The following is a 14,465-nucleotide window of genomic DNA, read 5'->3' as shown; positions in this document are numbered from 1 at the left end:
TATACAAAAGTCAACGAGACTCTAAAGGCAATCCTTACATAGAACTGTTGCTTTCCTATCTATTCTTTTGCCATTATTCATCTTGTTCGTTTTGGATAAGTGTTTCTCGCTTTACAATGAATCTTTCCTTAAGCAATAACTGATTGCATCCAAGCCAAATAATTTAGCTGTCGCTATCATTATACAACAAAATCAGCAAATCGCTAGCATCTACAATTTGTTTCCTACAGCCTTCTAAAAAAGTCCTAGACCTTTTTTCTTTTCATTCAACACAATCAAAGACAGGAAAGACTTGAATGGACCAGCACCTGCAATTTTCGCTCTTACTGATTTTTTGCCACTTGCTCGAAACATACTTGTTACATTTTAGCACATTTTGAACTATAACTATAGCTTGTTTTTATTCCGATTGATTTCCTTTGATTTTCTTTCCTCGTCATTAAGGTTCATTTAAGTTAGACCTTTTACAATTTGGCAATGCAACACTATAGGAGGGATTGAAAACAATGAATTTTATCAAACGCGCACTAAAAAGTACCAAGGTGAAATGGGGGCGTTCGCTCCTCTTATTCGCCGTTTTTACAGCTATTCTAGTCTTTGTTCTCGCGGGTCTAACCATTCGCAGTGCAGCAGAACAAGCCGCTAGCGAAGCACAAAAAGAAGTCGGAGCAACCGTCACACTAAGTGCTAATCGCGAGGCAAGTTTCCAAAAACCAGCTGAAACAGCAACTAGCGAAACAGATTCAGATGGGACAACCCAAGAAAGAATTGACCCGGGAAGCTTTTCATTAACACCTGTTTCATTAGAAGATGCGCAAAAAATTGCTGATTTAGCAGATGTTAAGAGCTACTCTTTTGAAAGTTCCGCTTCTGCATTAGCAAGTGATGGGATCACAGCCATTTCAAGTTCTGATTCAACAGATAGTTCTGCAGAATCAACCGATGCAAATCAGCCAATGGGAGGCGGCATGCCTGGTGGTGGTCAAATGACACAAGCCGACTTTCAAGTCACTGGTGTTTTAGCTTCCGCACAAAACAGTACTTTTTCAAGTGGAACAGCCACGATTACTGATGGTGAAGGAATTGATGAAAGCGATAAAGATACGAATCAGGTTTTGATTGAACAAACATTAGCAACTGCCAATGATTTAGCTGTTGGTGATACATTTACGATTACTAGTTCTGAGGACGAAGAAACGACTTATGAACTGACCGTAAAAGGAATCTATGAATCTAGTGCAAGCAGTAATAGTATGGGCATGCAATTCAGTATGATGAATCCCTCAAATACTTTGTATACTTCTTACACATTAGCCAATGAATTAAATGGCACAGCCGAAGACAATACAATTGATTCTGCTGTCTATACGCTAGCCGACCCAGAAAACATGGATGATTTTTTAGCAAAAGCAAAAAAACTAATTGATACAGATACTTTCAGCTTGCAATCAAATGATGCGGCTTACCAATCAATGTTAGAACCTTTGAACAATGTCGCAAGTTTTTCCAAAAATGTGGTCTTGTTAGTTGCTGTTGCCGGCATTATTATCTTGACTTTGATCATCATGATCACCATCCGTGAACGTCGTCATGAACTTGGTGTCTTACTTTCATTAGGCGAATCTCGAATCAAAATCATTTTACAATTATTCACTGAAGTAGCTTTATGTATGATTTTAGCCCTAGGTGTGGCAGCAGTTAGCGGAAACGTAGTTGCCAATGTGGTTGGGCAACAACTGCTAGAGCAACAAACAAACTCTGATCAAAACACACAAACCAATGATGCAAAATCTCAGCGACCAGACGGCGAAAATCCTGGTGGACGCGGTGGGCAAATGGGTGCACCTGGTAGCAACAGTAATCCATTCGCTGTTTCCGATGAAGTCAGCGAACTTTCTATCAATGTAACGCCAACGCAAATCGGTTTCCTTGCCTTAGTTGCTTTAGGAATCAGCTTACTTTCCGTTTGCTTAGCTTCGATCGGAATCTTGCGTTTGAATCCACGAAAAATTTTATTGAATTAAAGGAGGTACACACATGTTACGAACAGAAAACTTAGGATTTTGGTATCAAAATCCAGCAGATGCACTTTATCAAGCTGTGGCTTTAACTTTTGAAACAGGCAAAATGTATGCAATTTTAGGGGCGAGTGGTTCCGGAAAAACAACGTTTCTTTCATTGATTTCTGGTTTAGACAATCCTAAAGAAGGCACAGTGTATTATGAAGATCGGCCCTTAGCAAAAATTGGTCTGCGAAATTATCGTAAAAATGACGTTTCGATTATTTTCCAAGCGTACAACTTGCTTCCTTACCTTTCTGCAGTCGATAACGTTGTGGCAGCCATGGAAATTTCTCAAACAAAACAAAAAAATCGGCGCCAAATCGCACTTGAACACTTAGCACGAGTTGGCATTGATGAACAAATGGCTCAAAAAAAAGTAACATTACTCTCCGGTGGACAACAGCAGCGAGTAGCTATCGTTCGCGCAATCTGTTGTGATCATCAGTTGATTGTCGCTGATGAACCCACTGGAAATCTGGATGAAACAACGTCTCAAGAAATCGTTCAGTTGTTCCAAGAAATCGCACATGAACAAAATCGTTGCATCATCCTTGTTACTCATGAATTAGAAGTCGCCAAAAAATGTGATGAAGTTTATGAGTTAAAAAACAAAGAATTCACTCGTAAAATGCTCTCTTTTGATCACGAATAATGAAACCAAAAAAGCTGTGACAAACGTATTGTCGCAGCCTTTTTTTGAATAGACGATGTTCCCAAAATATGAAAAGCTATTTTTGAAAAGCTTTCTTATTGCTTGAAGCTAATCGCTTTGCGCCACAACCTCTACTCACGGTGTTCCCAAAACAACTCCTTGATATAGCTTGCAAGCACTGCAAAATATGAAAATCTATTTTGAGTGCTTACGTGCTATCTTGTCGGAGCTAAGCGTTTTGAGCCACAACCTTTTTTAAATTTCCCTAAATCCGCCTCTAGTCCCAAGTTTTCTCAAGCACCTTGTAGTAAACTAAGTGAAATCATTGAATTACTTATTCAATTCATTTTTAACAACTTTTGGAGGTCAACATGAAAAAAACTAAACCAAAAACATGGACACTGCTTGCCACAACTTTAATCACAGGTCAGGTCCTTTTAAGTACACCGTTAGCTTTTGCTCAAGACACAACAACAAGTGAAACCGTTGCGACTACTTCAACAACAAATCAAGAAACGAGTCAATCTAGCAGCCAATCAGAAAAAATTCAAATCAATGCTGTTGCACTTGGCAACGCATTAACAAAAGAGCAACAAGACTATACCTTGAATAAATTAGGAATCAAAGGTGAAACACCAATTTACACAACCAACGGAACTGATCTAATGAACTATATTCCTGATGGTGGCTTTAATCAAGAATGGGCAGTCTACAGTTCGGTTCGTATGCAAACCTTGGCAGATGGAAAAGGAATCAACGTTGACATTGCCACACCCGAAAATATTACCAAAATTACCGCAGCACAATATCAAAATGCTGCTTTGACAGCTGGAATCACGGATGCTCAGCTAACGATTGCCTCTGCTGTTCCAATCGACGGTTCTGGTGCACTAGCCGGTGTCTACAAAATCGTCGAAGAGTCTGGCGGAATCATCAACAAAGACCGCGTAGAAGTTGCGCAAGATGAGATGAATGTTCTTTCTTCAATCACCGAAGAAAACAAGGACAAAGAAGGCTACTCTGATGAGGCCTTGAATGCAGCACAAGAACAAGCCAAAGCAGAATTAGCAACTAAAACCAAAGACGGCCAGCAACTAACCAAAGAGGAAATTCAGCAAACTGTCGAAACAGCTTTAAAGGATCACGGACTTGCAGACATTCTGACGACAGATCAAGTCAGTGAATTAACTTCACTCATGAGCGATATGAAAGACAAAAATATTTTTGAAGACTTCGTGAATGAACTAGACTTAACTGAAACTAAAAAACAAATTGAAGAGAAATCTAAAGGACTCTGGGCACAAATCAAAAACTTTTTCAGTGGCCTGTGGGACTCAATTACAAGCATGTTTGAATAATAAAAACAAAAGGATGGAACAAAACGCAATGACGTTTTGCTCCATCCTTTATTTTTTAGTCTAAGGTATCAAAAGTAATGACCTATTTATCTTTTTTTGAAAGCTTATCTTTGACATCTTCAAAGCCTTCTTTGATATCGTCACCAAGGTCACGAACTTTTTCTTTGATATCTGCACCTAAAGATTGTGCTTTACCTTCAACCTCTTTTGATTTATCACCAGTTGCTTTACCATAAGCTTCTTTACCTTCACCGACTACTTTGTCCTTCAAGTCTTCTGAACGTCCTTTTAAATCTGCCATGATGCTTCCTCCTTGATAAATAATGATTAATGTTTGTTCTATTTATAGAGTAACATCAACCAATTATTCAGACAAATAGAACACCTCAGTCCATTATTTTTTCATTAACGAAGTTGTTCAAATGTTCCCCACACCTTGACTTCTTTTTCTTGGACCATTACTTTTCCCTTGGCGATCACTGTATCAATTGCCAGTGTGTCTGCATCAAGTAAACATAAATCAGCATCATTTCCGACTTTGATTTGTCCTTTTTTAGCTAGCTTCAGCACACGTGCCGGATTAGAAGTGATTGCTCTTAGTGCGATTTCCAACGGAATATTCTCTTTCTCGACTGCTTCTTTGATTCCAACCAATAATGCGCGGGCACTTCCAATACCCATTCCTAAGAAATGATTATTTTCATCAAAGTAAGGTAAGCTTCCTTGACCATCCGAAGTCATCGTAAAGTTATCTAGAGAAACACCTTCTTCAATCACTCGCTTTAAAGCTTGACTAAACCGAATTTCGCCATCGGTTTTTTCCCAAAAATCAGGATCTTCACTTGCGGTAAAATCAATCGTTCCCCCTTGCTTAGCAAACGCTAAACAAGCTTCAAATAAATCTGCTGTTCGATTCGCATGCGTTGGCCAAAATTGTGTAATTGGAATTTCAGTTTCTTCCACAACACGTGTCAACAATTCCAGTTTTCTTGAACCACCACCTAAGTGGACGTTGGTAATTCCTGCTTTGCCAGACAACATACCGCCAACGCGTGCATCTGCAACTGCTCGAGAAAATTCTTCAAATGTTGGTTGGGAAGAACGGTGATCAGAAACCGCAATTTCTCCAATTCCAATTACTTTATCAACTACTAGAAAATCTTTGATCAATGAATCTGTTATCGTTTTGACTGGCAAACGATACGAACCTTCATAAACATATGTCGTGATTCCCTCTGCTTCCAGTCCTCGTGCTTTACTAATCAACGCAGTCATATCACGTCCTTGACCATCAGTTCCCAAACATCCAACGACTGTCGTCACGCCAGCACTAGTTAACTGACTAAGAGTTACTTCCGGCGTCCGATTTTGAAAACCACCTTCACCGCCACCACCTAAAATATGAAAGTGACCATCAATAAAACCTGGAGTCAAGATTTTCCCTTGACCATCAATTTCTTCTAGCTCAACTTCTGCAAAATCACCAGTCAATTGTTCTTCCATGGCAATGATTTCATTTCCTGAAAGTAAAACATCCATTACGCCTAAATAATCTGGTGCATAAACTTGTGCCTGTCGAATAATTTTCATGATTTTCCTCCATTTCTTTTAAAAAAAGGATGAACGAAGCTCAGCTAGCTGACCTGTCCATCCCTTCACTTTATTTTTTATTGTAACCCAATTGCAATCGCAATCATAATAAAAATTGTTCCCAAAATAAATAAGAAGCCTTGCATTTTGATTTGGAACTTCGCCCATTTGGCCCACTCGATTCGAGCAACACCTAGCACACCAATCAAACTAGCCGAAACTGGCGTGAAGGCATCCATAAATCCAGAACCAAGCTGGTAAGCTAAGACAGCAACTTGTCTTGAAACACCAACCAAATCAGCAAGTGGTGCCATGATTGGCATTGTTAATGCTGCTTGACCAGAGTTTGATGTGACCACTAAATTGAACAAGCTTTGGAACAGGTACATTGCCCATGCACCAATCACAGCAGGTACACCAGTTAAGACTGTTCCAATACTGTGCAGTATCGTATTCAATGCGGAAGGAACCGAAGCATCTGAACCACCCAATACGAGTAAAATTCCTTTTGCCATACCAACAACAATCGCTGTTCCAGCTAAATCAGCTGCACCTGATTGGAAAGAAGAAGCAACATCATTAATCTTCATATCATTCAGATTAAAGATTACTGCAATGATCCCTGCAGCTAATCCCATGACAAAGAATTGTGAAGCAATTTCTGGGATATAATATCCTTTTTGTGTTACTCCCCAAATGATCCAAACTAAAACGATCAACATTTCAGCTAAGATCAATTTATGACCAAGTGTGAAAGCTTTTTTCTCGTCTGTTGTTTTTTCAAGATGATCACGGAAGTAAGCATCTGATTTATAGGTCACAGAACTAGCTGGATTTTTACGAATTCGTTCCGCATAAATCATTAAGTAAACAGCTGATAACCCCGTTACGATCACCCACATAATCAAACGGAAAGTTGCCCCAGACAATACTGGAATCCCAGCAATCCCTTGCGCAACTGCAACACTAAATGGACTCATCCAAGATGTTGCATTCCCAATCTGCGAAGCAACGTAGGTGACCGTCACTGCGACAATCGAGTCATACCCCAGCGCAATGACGAACGGTACCATGACCATTGAAAACGGAATAACTTCTTCTGCCATTCCAAACGTCGCGCCCCCAAAAGAAAAAGCAAAGAATAATAGCGGTAAGGCTAAACGTTCAAGTCCTTTTGTTTTACTAATAATGGCATAAATTCCTGCATCGATTGCACCCGTTCGCATGATAATCCCAAAAGCACCACCAACAACCAAGATCAGTGCCGCAATTCCGACTGCAGAACCATATTTATCACCGGAAACTAACCCTTCAAACACAAAATTCAGGAAGCCAAATCCACCAAAATCGTCCGTTCCCCAAACTCTTGCTGTTTTGTGTAGTTTTTTCGACGTGTCATAAATATTATCTCCGTACTCGTCATAAAGTACTTCATCTGTTAAAGCAATCTCATCTAATTTTTCTTGTGTTAACTGTTTTTCGCCAGCAGCAAGTACATCTTCTAATCCGGCTTCTGGAACATCCAATTTCTCACGTTCCGCTGGATTATCTTGTAATTTTTCTAATTGATCGAAGACATACCCTTTATCAAGTGCATAAGCATAACGGAAAGAGTCTTGACGAAGTACTGTTCGTGTACTTGTTTCTCCGTTTGCGTCTTGGTATTCGATCTCCTGTGTGCTAAATCGACCAGCTGGTACCAAAAACGTTAAGATCCAAGCAAAGATTACTACACCAAAAATAATGACATACGTATGTGGTGTCGTTAACTTGGTGAGGTCTCGCTTGTTTTTTTCCGAAGAAGGATTTTTCTTCAAGTAGTTTCTTCCTTTCTGTTCACAATGATATTGTGATGAATAAAAAATGGATAATCAAAAAGATTATACAGGAAAACTTCTTCACTCACATGAATAATTTATTAGAAAATAATAAGTGAATAATACAACACAAACCATTGACTTCATTGTATTAAGCAACCAATTCATTAGAATTTTTTTCGTCACCAAGCAAATTTAAACCAAAATTCCCACGGATTTATCATACTGTTTCATTAAAAACAAACGAATAATCTTAACATTTCTTTTTAATAACCAGAAAAAATAACATGCATTATCTGTAAAACCTTGATCTGTAAACTTTTTTATTACAAAAGGTAAACTTCGTTGCATAATTGATAACAAATGTATTATAATCATGGTGTAAAGAGTTTTGGGGAAGACTCTTTCATCAACGTGTATAAAGAGAGAAGAAAGAATTGGCAACAATTCTTTCTTCTCTCTTTTCCTTTTTATTTTTGGTTAAAACAAGACCGTTTCAGTTGTTTCAATATACTTCGCACCTAATGGATACGCATAAAGCGTCACACCTTCCTTGACTGAAAGATTCAATTCACTTAAGCGACGCATCATTTCCTGAACCTCCTCCGCTGTCAATGAATGGGACGCAATTACGGGGTTGATTCTTTGATTTTTCCCTTCACTATCTGAAAAGATCAACTGTAGTTTTTTCATTTTCTCTTCTCCCTTAACTCTTTCGATAACTCGTTGCTTCCGTTTTCAACACAGAAGCGAATTTTACTTCTTTTGGCGTCAATAATTGAAAAATATCTCCTAAAGCCAACACCTTTTCATCTTCTGGATTAGGAATGATCGACCCAATCGTTTGACGATATTCTTCCTCTGTTTCCAAATTTGTAAAATAAATTGTTAATTTGGTACTTTCTAATTTTTTCTCCATCAGTTTCTCCCTTCTTGATTCGTAAGTAGTTTGAACAACGTATGCACCGGTTCATTCATCATTCGTTTACTCACACCACTAGTAACGCGTTCAGAATGAACAATGTCAAAATTTTAGTTGATTTTTTCATCCTGCCACCGTTTTTTTAGTTTTTTTCGCCAATTGGCTAATGTTTGTCTACTTGCTGGCGCAGGATAGTGACTACTTCGAGCTTTTTCTAAGCGATACTCCAAAAATCGTTTTTCTTTTACTGATAGTTTGTGCCAAAGAAAACACATTGCCAGTCTTTGATCTGCGAATTCATACGAAGAATCAGATGATCCAGTAGAAAGTCCACTTATTAACTGTTGCTCTTTTTCCTCATTCGCTGCTACTAAAATTTCTTGCTGGCGCCATAATTTTCGTTGATGTGCTTTTATTTTCCAGACAATTTTTTGAAATAAATAACCTATCGGATAAGCCGCTTCAAAACTTTTTTGCGTTGCAAATTCCCGTACCACTTCAAAGAAAGCAATCCGCGCTAATTGAACATACTCCTCGTATTCCTGATTGTTTTGATAAATCCCACATTTCATTACCACCTTGTGATACAGCTTTTCGTATTTCTGACATAGATCTTCTAACTCTTTTTGCTCCATCTTTTTCTACCTTTTCCATTTTTCCGGCCGGTACCCACAGCTTAAGAAAAAATGAATTCACTGTAAAAAATAAAAAGAGCTTTTACTCGTCACAAATTGTCCTATCCCCATATGCTAAACTGTAGCTACACGAGGAATTATGACATTATTCTTGGAGGTAGTTTATGATTATATCCTGCAAAAATCGTTATACCATCAATGATTTAACAACTATTTATTGTGAATCGGCATTTGTTTCTTCTATTGAAAGAAAAGAATCCTTTTCCAAATCAGAACAACTTTATTTTTTATACCAAATTCCTTTAGATATCGAAATTTATGCACTGCTTCCAGACACAACCACAAACTTCAAGCGTTGCTGGATCGTTTTTCAGCATGAATGCATGTTAGTGGCAAGCTCTGCACAAGAAATCATTACTTATCTACTAGACAGCCATCACCAGCTAAAATTAAGCTGGTATCTCAAAACGATGCGCACACTTCTTTCCGTTAACCACTACAAATTACCGGCAGCGATTCGTACTCAAAGTTTGCTACCATTAGAATCTGCAAAAAAAGTAACCACCATTTGGTTTAACCCATTACAAATTCAGCTAATTGAAGAACAAGCTTTTCAAACAACGATTCAGTTAACGAATCAGCTCCGTTTTCTTTCTCCAATCAAGAAGCGAAACTTAACAAAAAGAATTCGCCTCGCGTTTTCTTGTCATTTGATGATCTACACAGACTTCACGCCAGTCAATAGTCCAACATTTTTCCCATTCTTTCCAAAATCAAACTGGTTAGTCCGTTCCTTCCAACAGGTTTTGACACATCAGCAACATTATCGTCGTGGCACTTTTTTTCGCCAATATCAACAAATCATTTTTCAGGAAGGGCAACAAGATTTTGAATAGTAATCATGTTAAATCGTTTACCCATTTTGTTATAAATTTATTTAAGAAATTGTAAATAACTCGCAACTTCTAGGTCAGCATGCTATACTACTGCTGAGAACTTGAAGGAGTGAGAGTTATGTTAGTACTATTACTAATTGCTATTTTATTGATTATTGTGAGTTCTTATATTTTAAGTTCCGAAGCATTTGTTGATGCTAAAACGATCGTTCGGGATCCACGAAAAATCATGTCTTTTGCAAAAGCATTTTGCTTGGCTGCTTTCGCTTTATTTTTTGGACTCATCTAATCTAACAGCAAACAAAAATAAGGATTGGACAAAAGGAAACAACCTTTCAGCCGACCCTTATTTTTTTATCTTCCCCAGCTTATCGCTAAAAAAACTCAGAGCAACCAGTGAAAAGGTTGCTCTGAGTTTTTCGTTAATAATTCCTTTTTATTTATTCTATTTCAATTGTTCTTTTAATTCTTTTTGGATTCGAGCCAATTCTTCACTGCTTGCTCGTTGATAAGAAATGCCATTTTCTCCAGTTGTGCCATCGCCAGTAAATGAATCTCCAGCTAACTGTTCTGAATGAATTGTTGAAAAGGCATCACGATAATTTGTCGCTAACACTTTAATCGTATCCCAAGAAACATCTGTCGTTGCATTATTGCCCAAAGCTTCCAGCAAGTTTGTATAGTTTGTCAATGTATCGACTGATTTCACTTTGTTGATGATCCCAGAAATCACCTGACGTTGACGATCTTGACGGCCGTAATCGCCTTTTGGATCATCGTAACGCATCCGTGCATATTTCACAGCATCTGCGCCATTCAAGGTTTGTTTACCAATTGGAAAATCAGTTCCATCATAACTAAACGTCAATTTATTATTTACATCAACGCCACCAACTGCATCAACCAAGTCTTGCATTCCTTTCATGTTGATTTCCGCATAATGATCAATTGGAATATCTAACATGTTCTCAACTGTCGCAATAGACATTGCCATACCACCAAACGCATATGCATGGTTGATTTTATCACTTGTCCCATGCCCAACGATTTCCGTGTAGGTATCACGAGGAATACTTACTAAAGTCGTGGTCTTCTTCTGTGGATTGACCGTTGCAACCATAATTGAATCCGAACGGCCTTGATCCGTTCGACCAAAGTCTCCCGTATCCACACCTAATAGTAAAATTGAGAATGGATCGCCTGCGTCATAATCAATTTTTTTATCTCGTTTTGATTCAGTAATTCGATCAACTGTTTCATAAGTCTTATCCGCTGTTGACTTCACATCAAAATAAATTTTCCCTGCGTACACGGCAATCCCCGCAATGATAATCAACAAAATACTTAAAATCCATAAAAAAACTTTTCGTCCCGTGCCCATTCGTTTTTTCTCAGCTCTTCTCATCTTTTTTTCCCACTTATCCTTTAATTTTTTCTCAACAGTTATTAAGATAACAAGTTGATCTCGCTTCACTTTCTTAGATAACGATACCAAAATGATTCTAACTTTTCAATGAGATTTCAAACAATTAAAGGTTTGCTTTAAAGTCTATAAGAAGGCCTTAACTTTTTGTGGATTATTCTTTTATTCAATCAGCCATTCATCCACATCAATCATTTGGTCGACTGTTATCCACACTTTTTTGTGAAACACCAAAATAAATAACTGAATATATAATAAAAACATTATTATTTAAGCTATTTAACTACTAAAAATAACTAACTATTCATTACTTGTCACGGATTTACACCTTAGAAAATCGTTTTCTTTTCATAAAACTCTTTCTCTCGCTGTGGAACACAGAATTTTTGCCCATTTTCCACACTAATTACTGTGGAAAACTCTTTGACTGACAATCCCTTAATCTGAATATGTCTCTTTTTGAAGTAAAAACTGAGCAATGAAATAGAGCATCTGCTGAAGTAAAAGCATGCTAGAAATGGAGGCTGTTCCACAAATTGCTGGATCTAACTCAGGTAAAGTCAGCACTGTATCATGCAATTTTGCATGATTATCTAAAACCAAATCTGCAATCTCAAATAACCGTAAGCCACTGCTGTGCTGTGATTTTATACTTCTGGATAAATCAAAACCCGTCACGATGATTAATGGATATTCATGTTCCTTGATCCACTGTGCAAGTTCAATAATAGCTGGGTTACGCCCTTCATTTGACAACAATAAAAAAATGTCTTGCGGCTGGGCATCTACCTGTTCAATAATCGCTTGTCCGGTTCCCTCTAACCTCTCATAAATACCATTAGCTGGATTTTTGATCAACTTTCCAGGAATAAGCTCTGGAAGCTGTTCCCAAAATTCAAAAGCAACGCCACCCAACGTTCGACTAGCAAAAATCTGTAACCGTCCCCCTACAGCTACCCGCTGAGCAATCCAAGTTCCTGCTTGAATCATTAATTGTTCTTCTACTCGTAGTTTTTCTTCCAACTGCTGATAATAATCAAAATAACGTAAACTCATTAGTCTCCCCCACGAATCAAAATCAATAGAAACAGCTGCCCACCAAAAGGAAAACAACAAATTAGTGATTGACGCCTTATTTTTACTTGTCGTTATTTTTCCCCAACAAAAAAAGGTATTGAGCGTCTAGCCCAATACCTTGACATAGCAAATAAACAAGCGTGCAACCTTCACAAAAATCTACATAGGGGTAGAAATTTCACCTTAGATTAGGTACAATAAAAAAGGTCGATGCACTGCATTGACTATGGCAAAATGATTGGTCAGCGCGTACTGACAAGTCATTCCCTGCTTCTTAGCGCCAACTAAGAAGTAGGGAGCCTTTTTTTTATTCAGCTGTTTCTATCTGTCACCATTGTAAGGAAACTATTTGCTGAGTGCAAGAGGTGAATCTAAAAAAAACAAGAGCACGTTATCTTTTCATAATTATAATCTTGTTATTATATACTGTTTTTACTAGCTTATCAGCCGTTACAAAGCCTTTATCATAACACTTTTTCAAATAACAAGCAGTCAAAATTTAATTAAATAAATTTCATTCACATACACTCACCTACAAAATGACTAAAAAAGAGGCTGGAGTCAACATAGTACACCCAAAAGTTAGATCAAACATCTAACTTTTGGAATAGACTACTCATCCAACCTCTTTTTCTTCTTTCACTGAGCGATACGGAGCCGCATGCTTTCCTTTTTTGATCAAATGCATTCGATGCCCCAGATAAGGGATACAAACTACTACATATAAACTAATCAAAACGGCTGCAAAGATCAGCGCCACTTCGATGTTAACTGCTATTTGCAACATTAAGCTACCAAGTGCAATCGTTGCTAAATACCATACGAAAATCAATCCTTTTTCTTTGCGTCTGACCATCTGAAACATGATATAAAAACTTACACAAAAGAAAGGTAATAAAATCAGCCAATTGCTTCCTTCCAGTAACCACTTCAGTCCATCTAATAATGATTGAGCGATTGCTATTAGTTTCTCCATGAACTTCACACCTTCTATTTAAATTCCGTTCGACAAAAACTCTTCACTAGTTTACTACTAATTCAAAAAAATTGTTAACGTTTCTTCTTTAATATCGTTCTATTTTTGTACATTTAAGCAAAAATTAAAGCTTCTTTTAAGCACAGATTCGTGCACTTCCTTAGACAAAACGATTCTTTTTTTCCAGTATTAGCTGTTTTTGAATTCGAGAAAAATCAGTAATACCGTCCAACACTTCATAAAAACCTAAAATCTCATTAATTTCTTGTACACTCAATCCATCCACAGCTTTCTGTCCAGCTTCAGCTAATGCCTTTTGTTCTCGCCAAAAATCGTTAACTGTTTGCACTGAATGTTCTGCGAGCTCATATACATGCCACTGATCTGCCAGCGTCTGGATCAACAACTGTTTCTTTTTCACAATGGCAGTACTCTTTAATTTGTCATACCCATAGTCCTCTTTCCACAGCAAATAACTTTGTTTCGTTGGAAATAAGATTTCTTGTACCTCTTTATTGGTAAAACCCAAAAAATGAAGTAATAAAAAATAGCGAGGATTGATTACTGTTTCTTTTTTGGGAACACGATTCGTTATTTTCTGATTCTCTACTAAAAGTGTGGCTAACTGTTTTATTTTTTTAGGTGCTACTTTCTGAGAATGATACCACTCAGGATTTTCATTCAAGAGTTCAAGTAACTGCATTCGGGCAACTTTTTTCAAAGCTTTGTCTTGTTTGTTCATCACAATCGGCTTGTACAACGTCAGCCACCCACACTTCCCTCCACTAATCTTAAGTAAAAATGATGTCTGCTATCTATTTTATAGCAAACCAGTCAGCTGTCAAATAGAAAAAGGTTGTGGCGCAAAACGTTTAGCTCCGACAAGATAGCGAGCAAACACTCAAAATAGTTTTCCATATTTTGAAATGAATGCAAGCTATATGGAGGAGTTGTTTTGGGAACACCGTGGATAAGGTTGCGGCTCCAAGCGGTCAGCTCCAAAAAAATAATGCGCAACTACCAAAAATAGCCATTCATATTTTTGGACAGTTGAGA

At 37.7% G+C, this 14,465-nt stretch carries 15 protein-coding genes; 5 read left to right on the top strand and 10 right to left on the bottom strand.

Features of this window, described 5'->3' with window-relative positions; translation table 11 throughout:
* Positions 1–506 precede the first annotated feature (506 nt).
* The 3 genes from RV17_RS07410 to RV17_RS07400 all read left to right on the top strand — a co-directional run bounded on the left by RV17_RS07410 (position 507) and on the right by RV17_RS07400 (position 4,073).
* Positions 507–2,024, top strand: coding sequence for an ABC transporter permease (locus RV17_RS07410; protein ID WP_071868883.1), 1,518 nt, complete (start codon positions 507–509; stop codon positions 2,022–2,024).
* 13 nt (positions 2,025–2,037) lie between these two features.
* Complete coding sequence (locus RV17_RS07405; RefSeq protein WP_067482493.1) at positions 2,038–2,715, top strand: ABC transporter ATP-binding protein; 678 nt, start codon at positions 2,038–2,040, stop codon at positions 2,713–2,715.
* A 371-nt stretch (positions 2,716–3,086) separates the two neighbouring features.
* Complete coding sequence (locus tag RV17_RS07400) at positions 3,087–4,073, top strand: DUF1002 domain-containing protein (protein WP_071868882.1); 987 nt, start codon at positions 3,087–3,089, stop codon at positions 4,071–4,073.
* 82 nt (positions 4,074–4,155) lie between these two features.
* Here the strand turns inward: RV17_RS07400 and RV17_RS07395 are convergent, their stop codons facing one another.
* The 6 genes from RV17_RS07395 to RV17_RS07365 all read right to left on the bottom strand — a co-directional run bounded on the left by RV17_RS07395 (position 4,156) and on the right by RV17_RS07365 (position 9,037).
* Positions 4,156–4,374: a CsbD family protein gene (locus RV17_RS07395; protein WP_067482497.1), complete on the bottom strand. Its 219-nt coding sequence runs from the start codon at positions 4,372–4,374 to the stop codon at positions 4,156–4,158.
* 104 nt (positions 4,375–4,478) lie between these two features.
* The gene (iadA, locus tag RV17_RS07390) at positions 4,479–5,663 is read right to left on the bottom strand and encodes a beta-aspartyl-peptidase (RefSeq protein ID WP_067482499.1); all 1,185 of its coding nucleotides are present in this window, start codon (positions 5,661–5,663) and stop codon (positions 4,479–4,481) included.
* A gap of 77 nt (positions 5,664–5,740) precedes the next feature.
* Positions 5,741–7,480 (bottom strand): putative basic amino acid antiporter YfcC, encoded by a 1,740-nt coding sequence (gene yfcC / locus RV17_RS07385; protein ID WP_071868881.1) that lies wholly within the window; start codon positions 7,478–7,480, stop codon positions 5,741–5,743.
* Positions 7,481–7,960: 480 nt separating this feature from the next.
* Entirely contained in the window at positions 7,961–8,173 is a 213-nt protein-coding gene (locus tag RV17_RS07375; RefSeq protein ID WP_067482503.1) for a DUF2922 domain-containing protein, read from the bottom strand.
* Between the two features lie 13 nt (positions 8,174–8,186).
* On the bottom strand, positions 8,187–8,399 hold the full coding sequence (locus tag RV17_RS07370; protein ID WP_067482505.1) for a hypothetical protein: 213 nt from the start codon (positions 8,397–8,399) through the stop codon (positions 8,187–8,189).
* A gap of 113 nt (positions 8,400–8,512) precedes the next feature.
* The gene (locus RV17_RS07365) at positions 8,513–9,037 is read right to left on the bottom strand and encodes a hypothetical protein (protein ID WP_067482507.1); all 525 of its coding nucleotides are present in this window, start codon (positions 9,035–9,037) and stop codon (positions 8,513–8,515) included.
* Positions 9,038–9,201: 164 nt separating this feature from the next.
* Between RV17_RS07365 and RV17_RS07360 the strand changes: the two genes are divergently transcribed.
* Together RV17_RS07360 and RV17_RS13450 are read left to right on the top strand one after the other, a co-directional pair.
* Positions 9,202–9,933, top strand: a complete 732-nt coding sequence (locus tag RV17_RS07360; protein WP_071868879.1) for a hypothetical protein — start codon at positions 9,202–9,204, stop codon at positions 9,931–9,933.
* Positions 9,934–10,051: 118 nt separating this feature from the next.
* Positions 10,052–10,222 carry a hypothetical protein gene (locus tag RV17_RS13450; RefSeq protein WP_157495844.1) on the top strand — a complete coding sequence of 57 codons (171 nt, stop codon included), beginning with the start codon at positions 10,052–10,054 and terminating at the stop codon, positions 10,220–10,222.
* A gap of 156 nt (positions 10,223–10,378) precedes the next feature.
* On the opposite strand, the gene RV17_RS07355 is transcribed toward RV17_RS13450, so the two are convergent.
* The 4 genes from RV17_RS07355 to RV17_RS07340 form a co-directional block, all read right to left on the bottom strand.
* The gene (locus tag RV17_RS07355; protein ID WP_244897437.1) at positions 10,379–11,338 is read right to left on the bottom strand and encodes an LCP family glycopolymer transferase; all 960 of its coding nucleotides are present in this window, start codon (positions 11,336–11,338) and stop codon (positions 10,379–10,381) included.
* Positions 11,339–11,794: 456 nt separating this feature from the next.
* On the bottom strand, positions 11,795–12,412 hold the full coding sequence (locus RV17_RS07350) for an SIS domain-containing protein (protein ID WP_067482511.1): 618 nt from the start codon (positions 12,410–12,412) through the stop codon (positions 11,795–11,797).
* 637 nt (positions 12,413–13,049) lie between these two features.
* Complete coding sequence (locus RV17_RS07345) at positions 13,050–13,409, bottom strand: hypothetical protein (protein ID WP_067482513.1); 360 nt, start codon at positions 13,407–13,409, stop codon at positions 13,050–13,052.
* A 160-nt stretch (positions 13,410–13,569) separates the two neighbouring features.
* Complete coding sequence (locus RV17_RS07340; protein ID WP_071868878.1) at positions 13,570–14,169, bottom strand: hypothetical protein; 600 nt, start codon at positions 14,167–14,169, stop codon at positions 13,570–13,572.
* Positions 14,170–14,465 lie beyond the last annotated feature (296 nt).

The sequence above is a fragment of the Enterococcus thailandicus genome (assembly GCF_001886265.1).
Taxonomy (GTDB): domain Bacteria; phylum Bacillota; class Bacilli; order Lactobacillales; family Enterococcaceae; genus Enterococcus_B; species Enterococcus_B thailandicus.
This window is presented reverse-complemented; position numbering and strand designations above follow the sequence as displayed.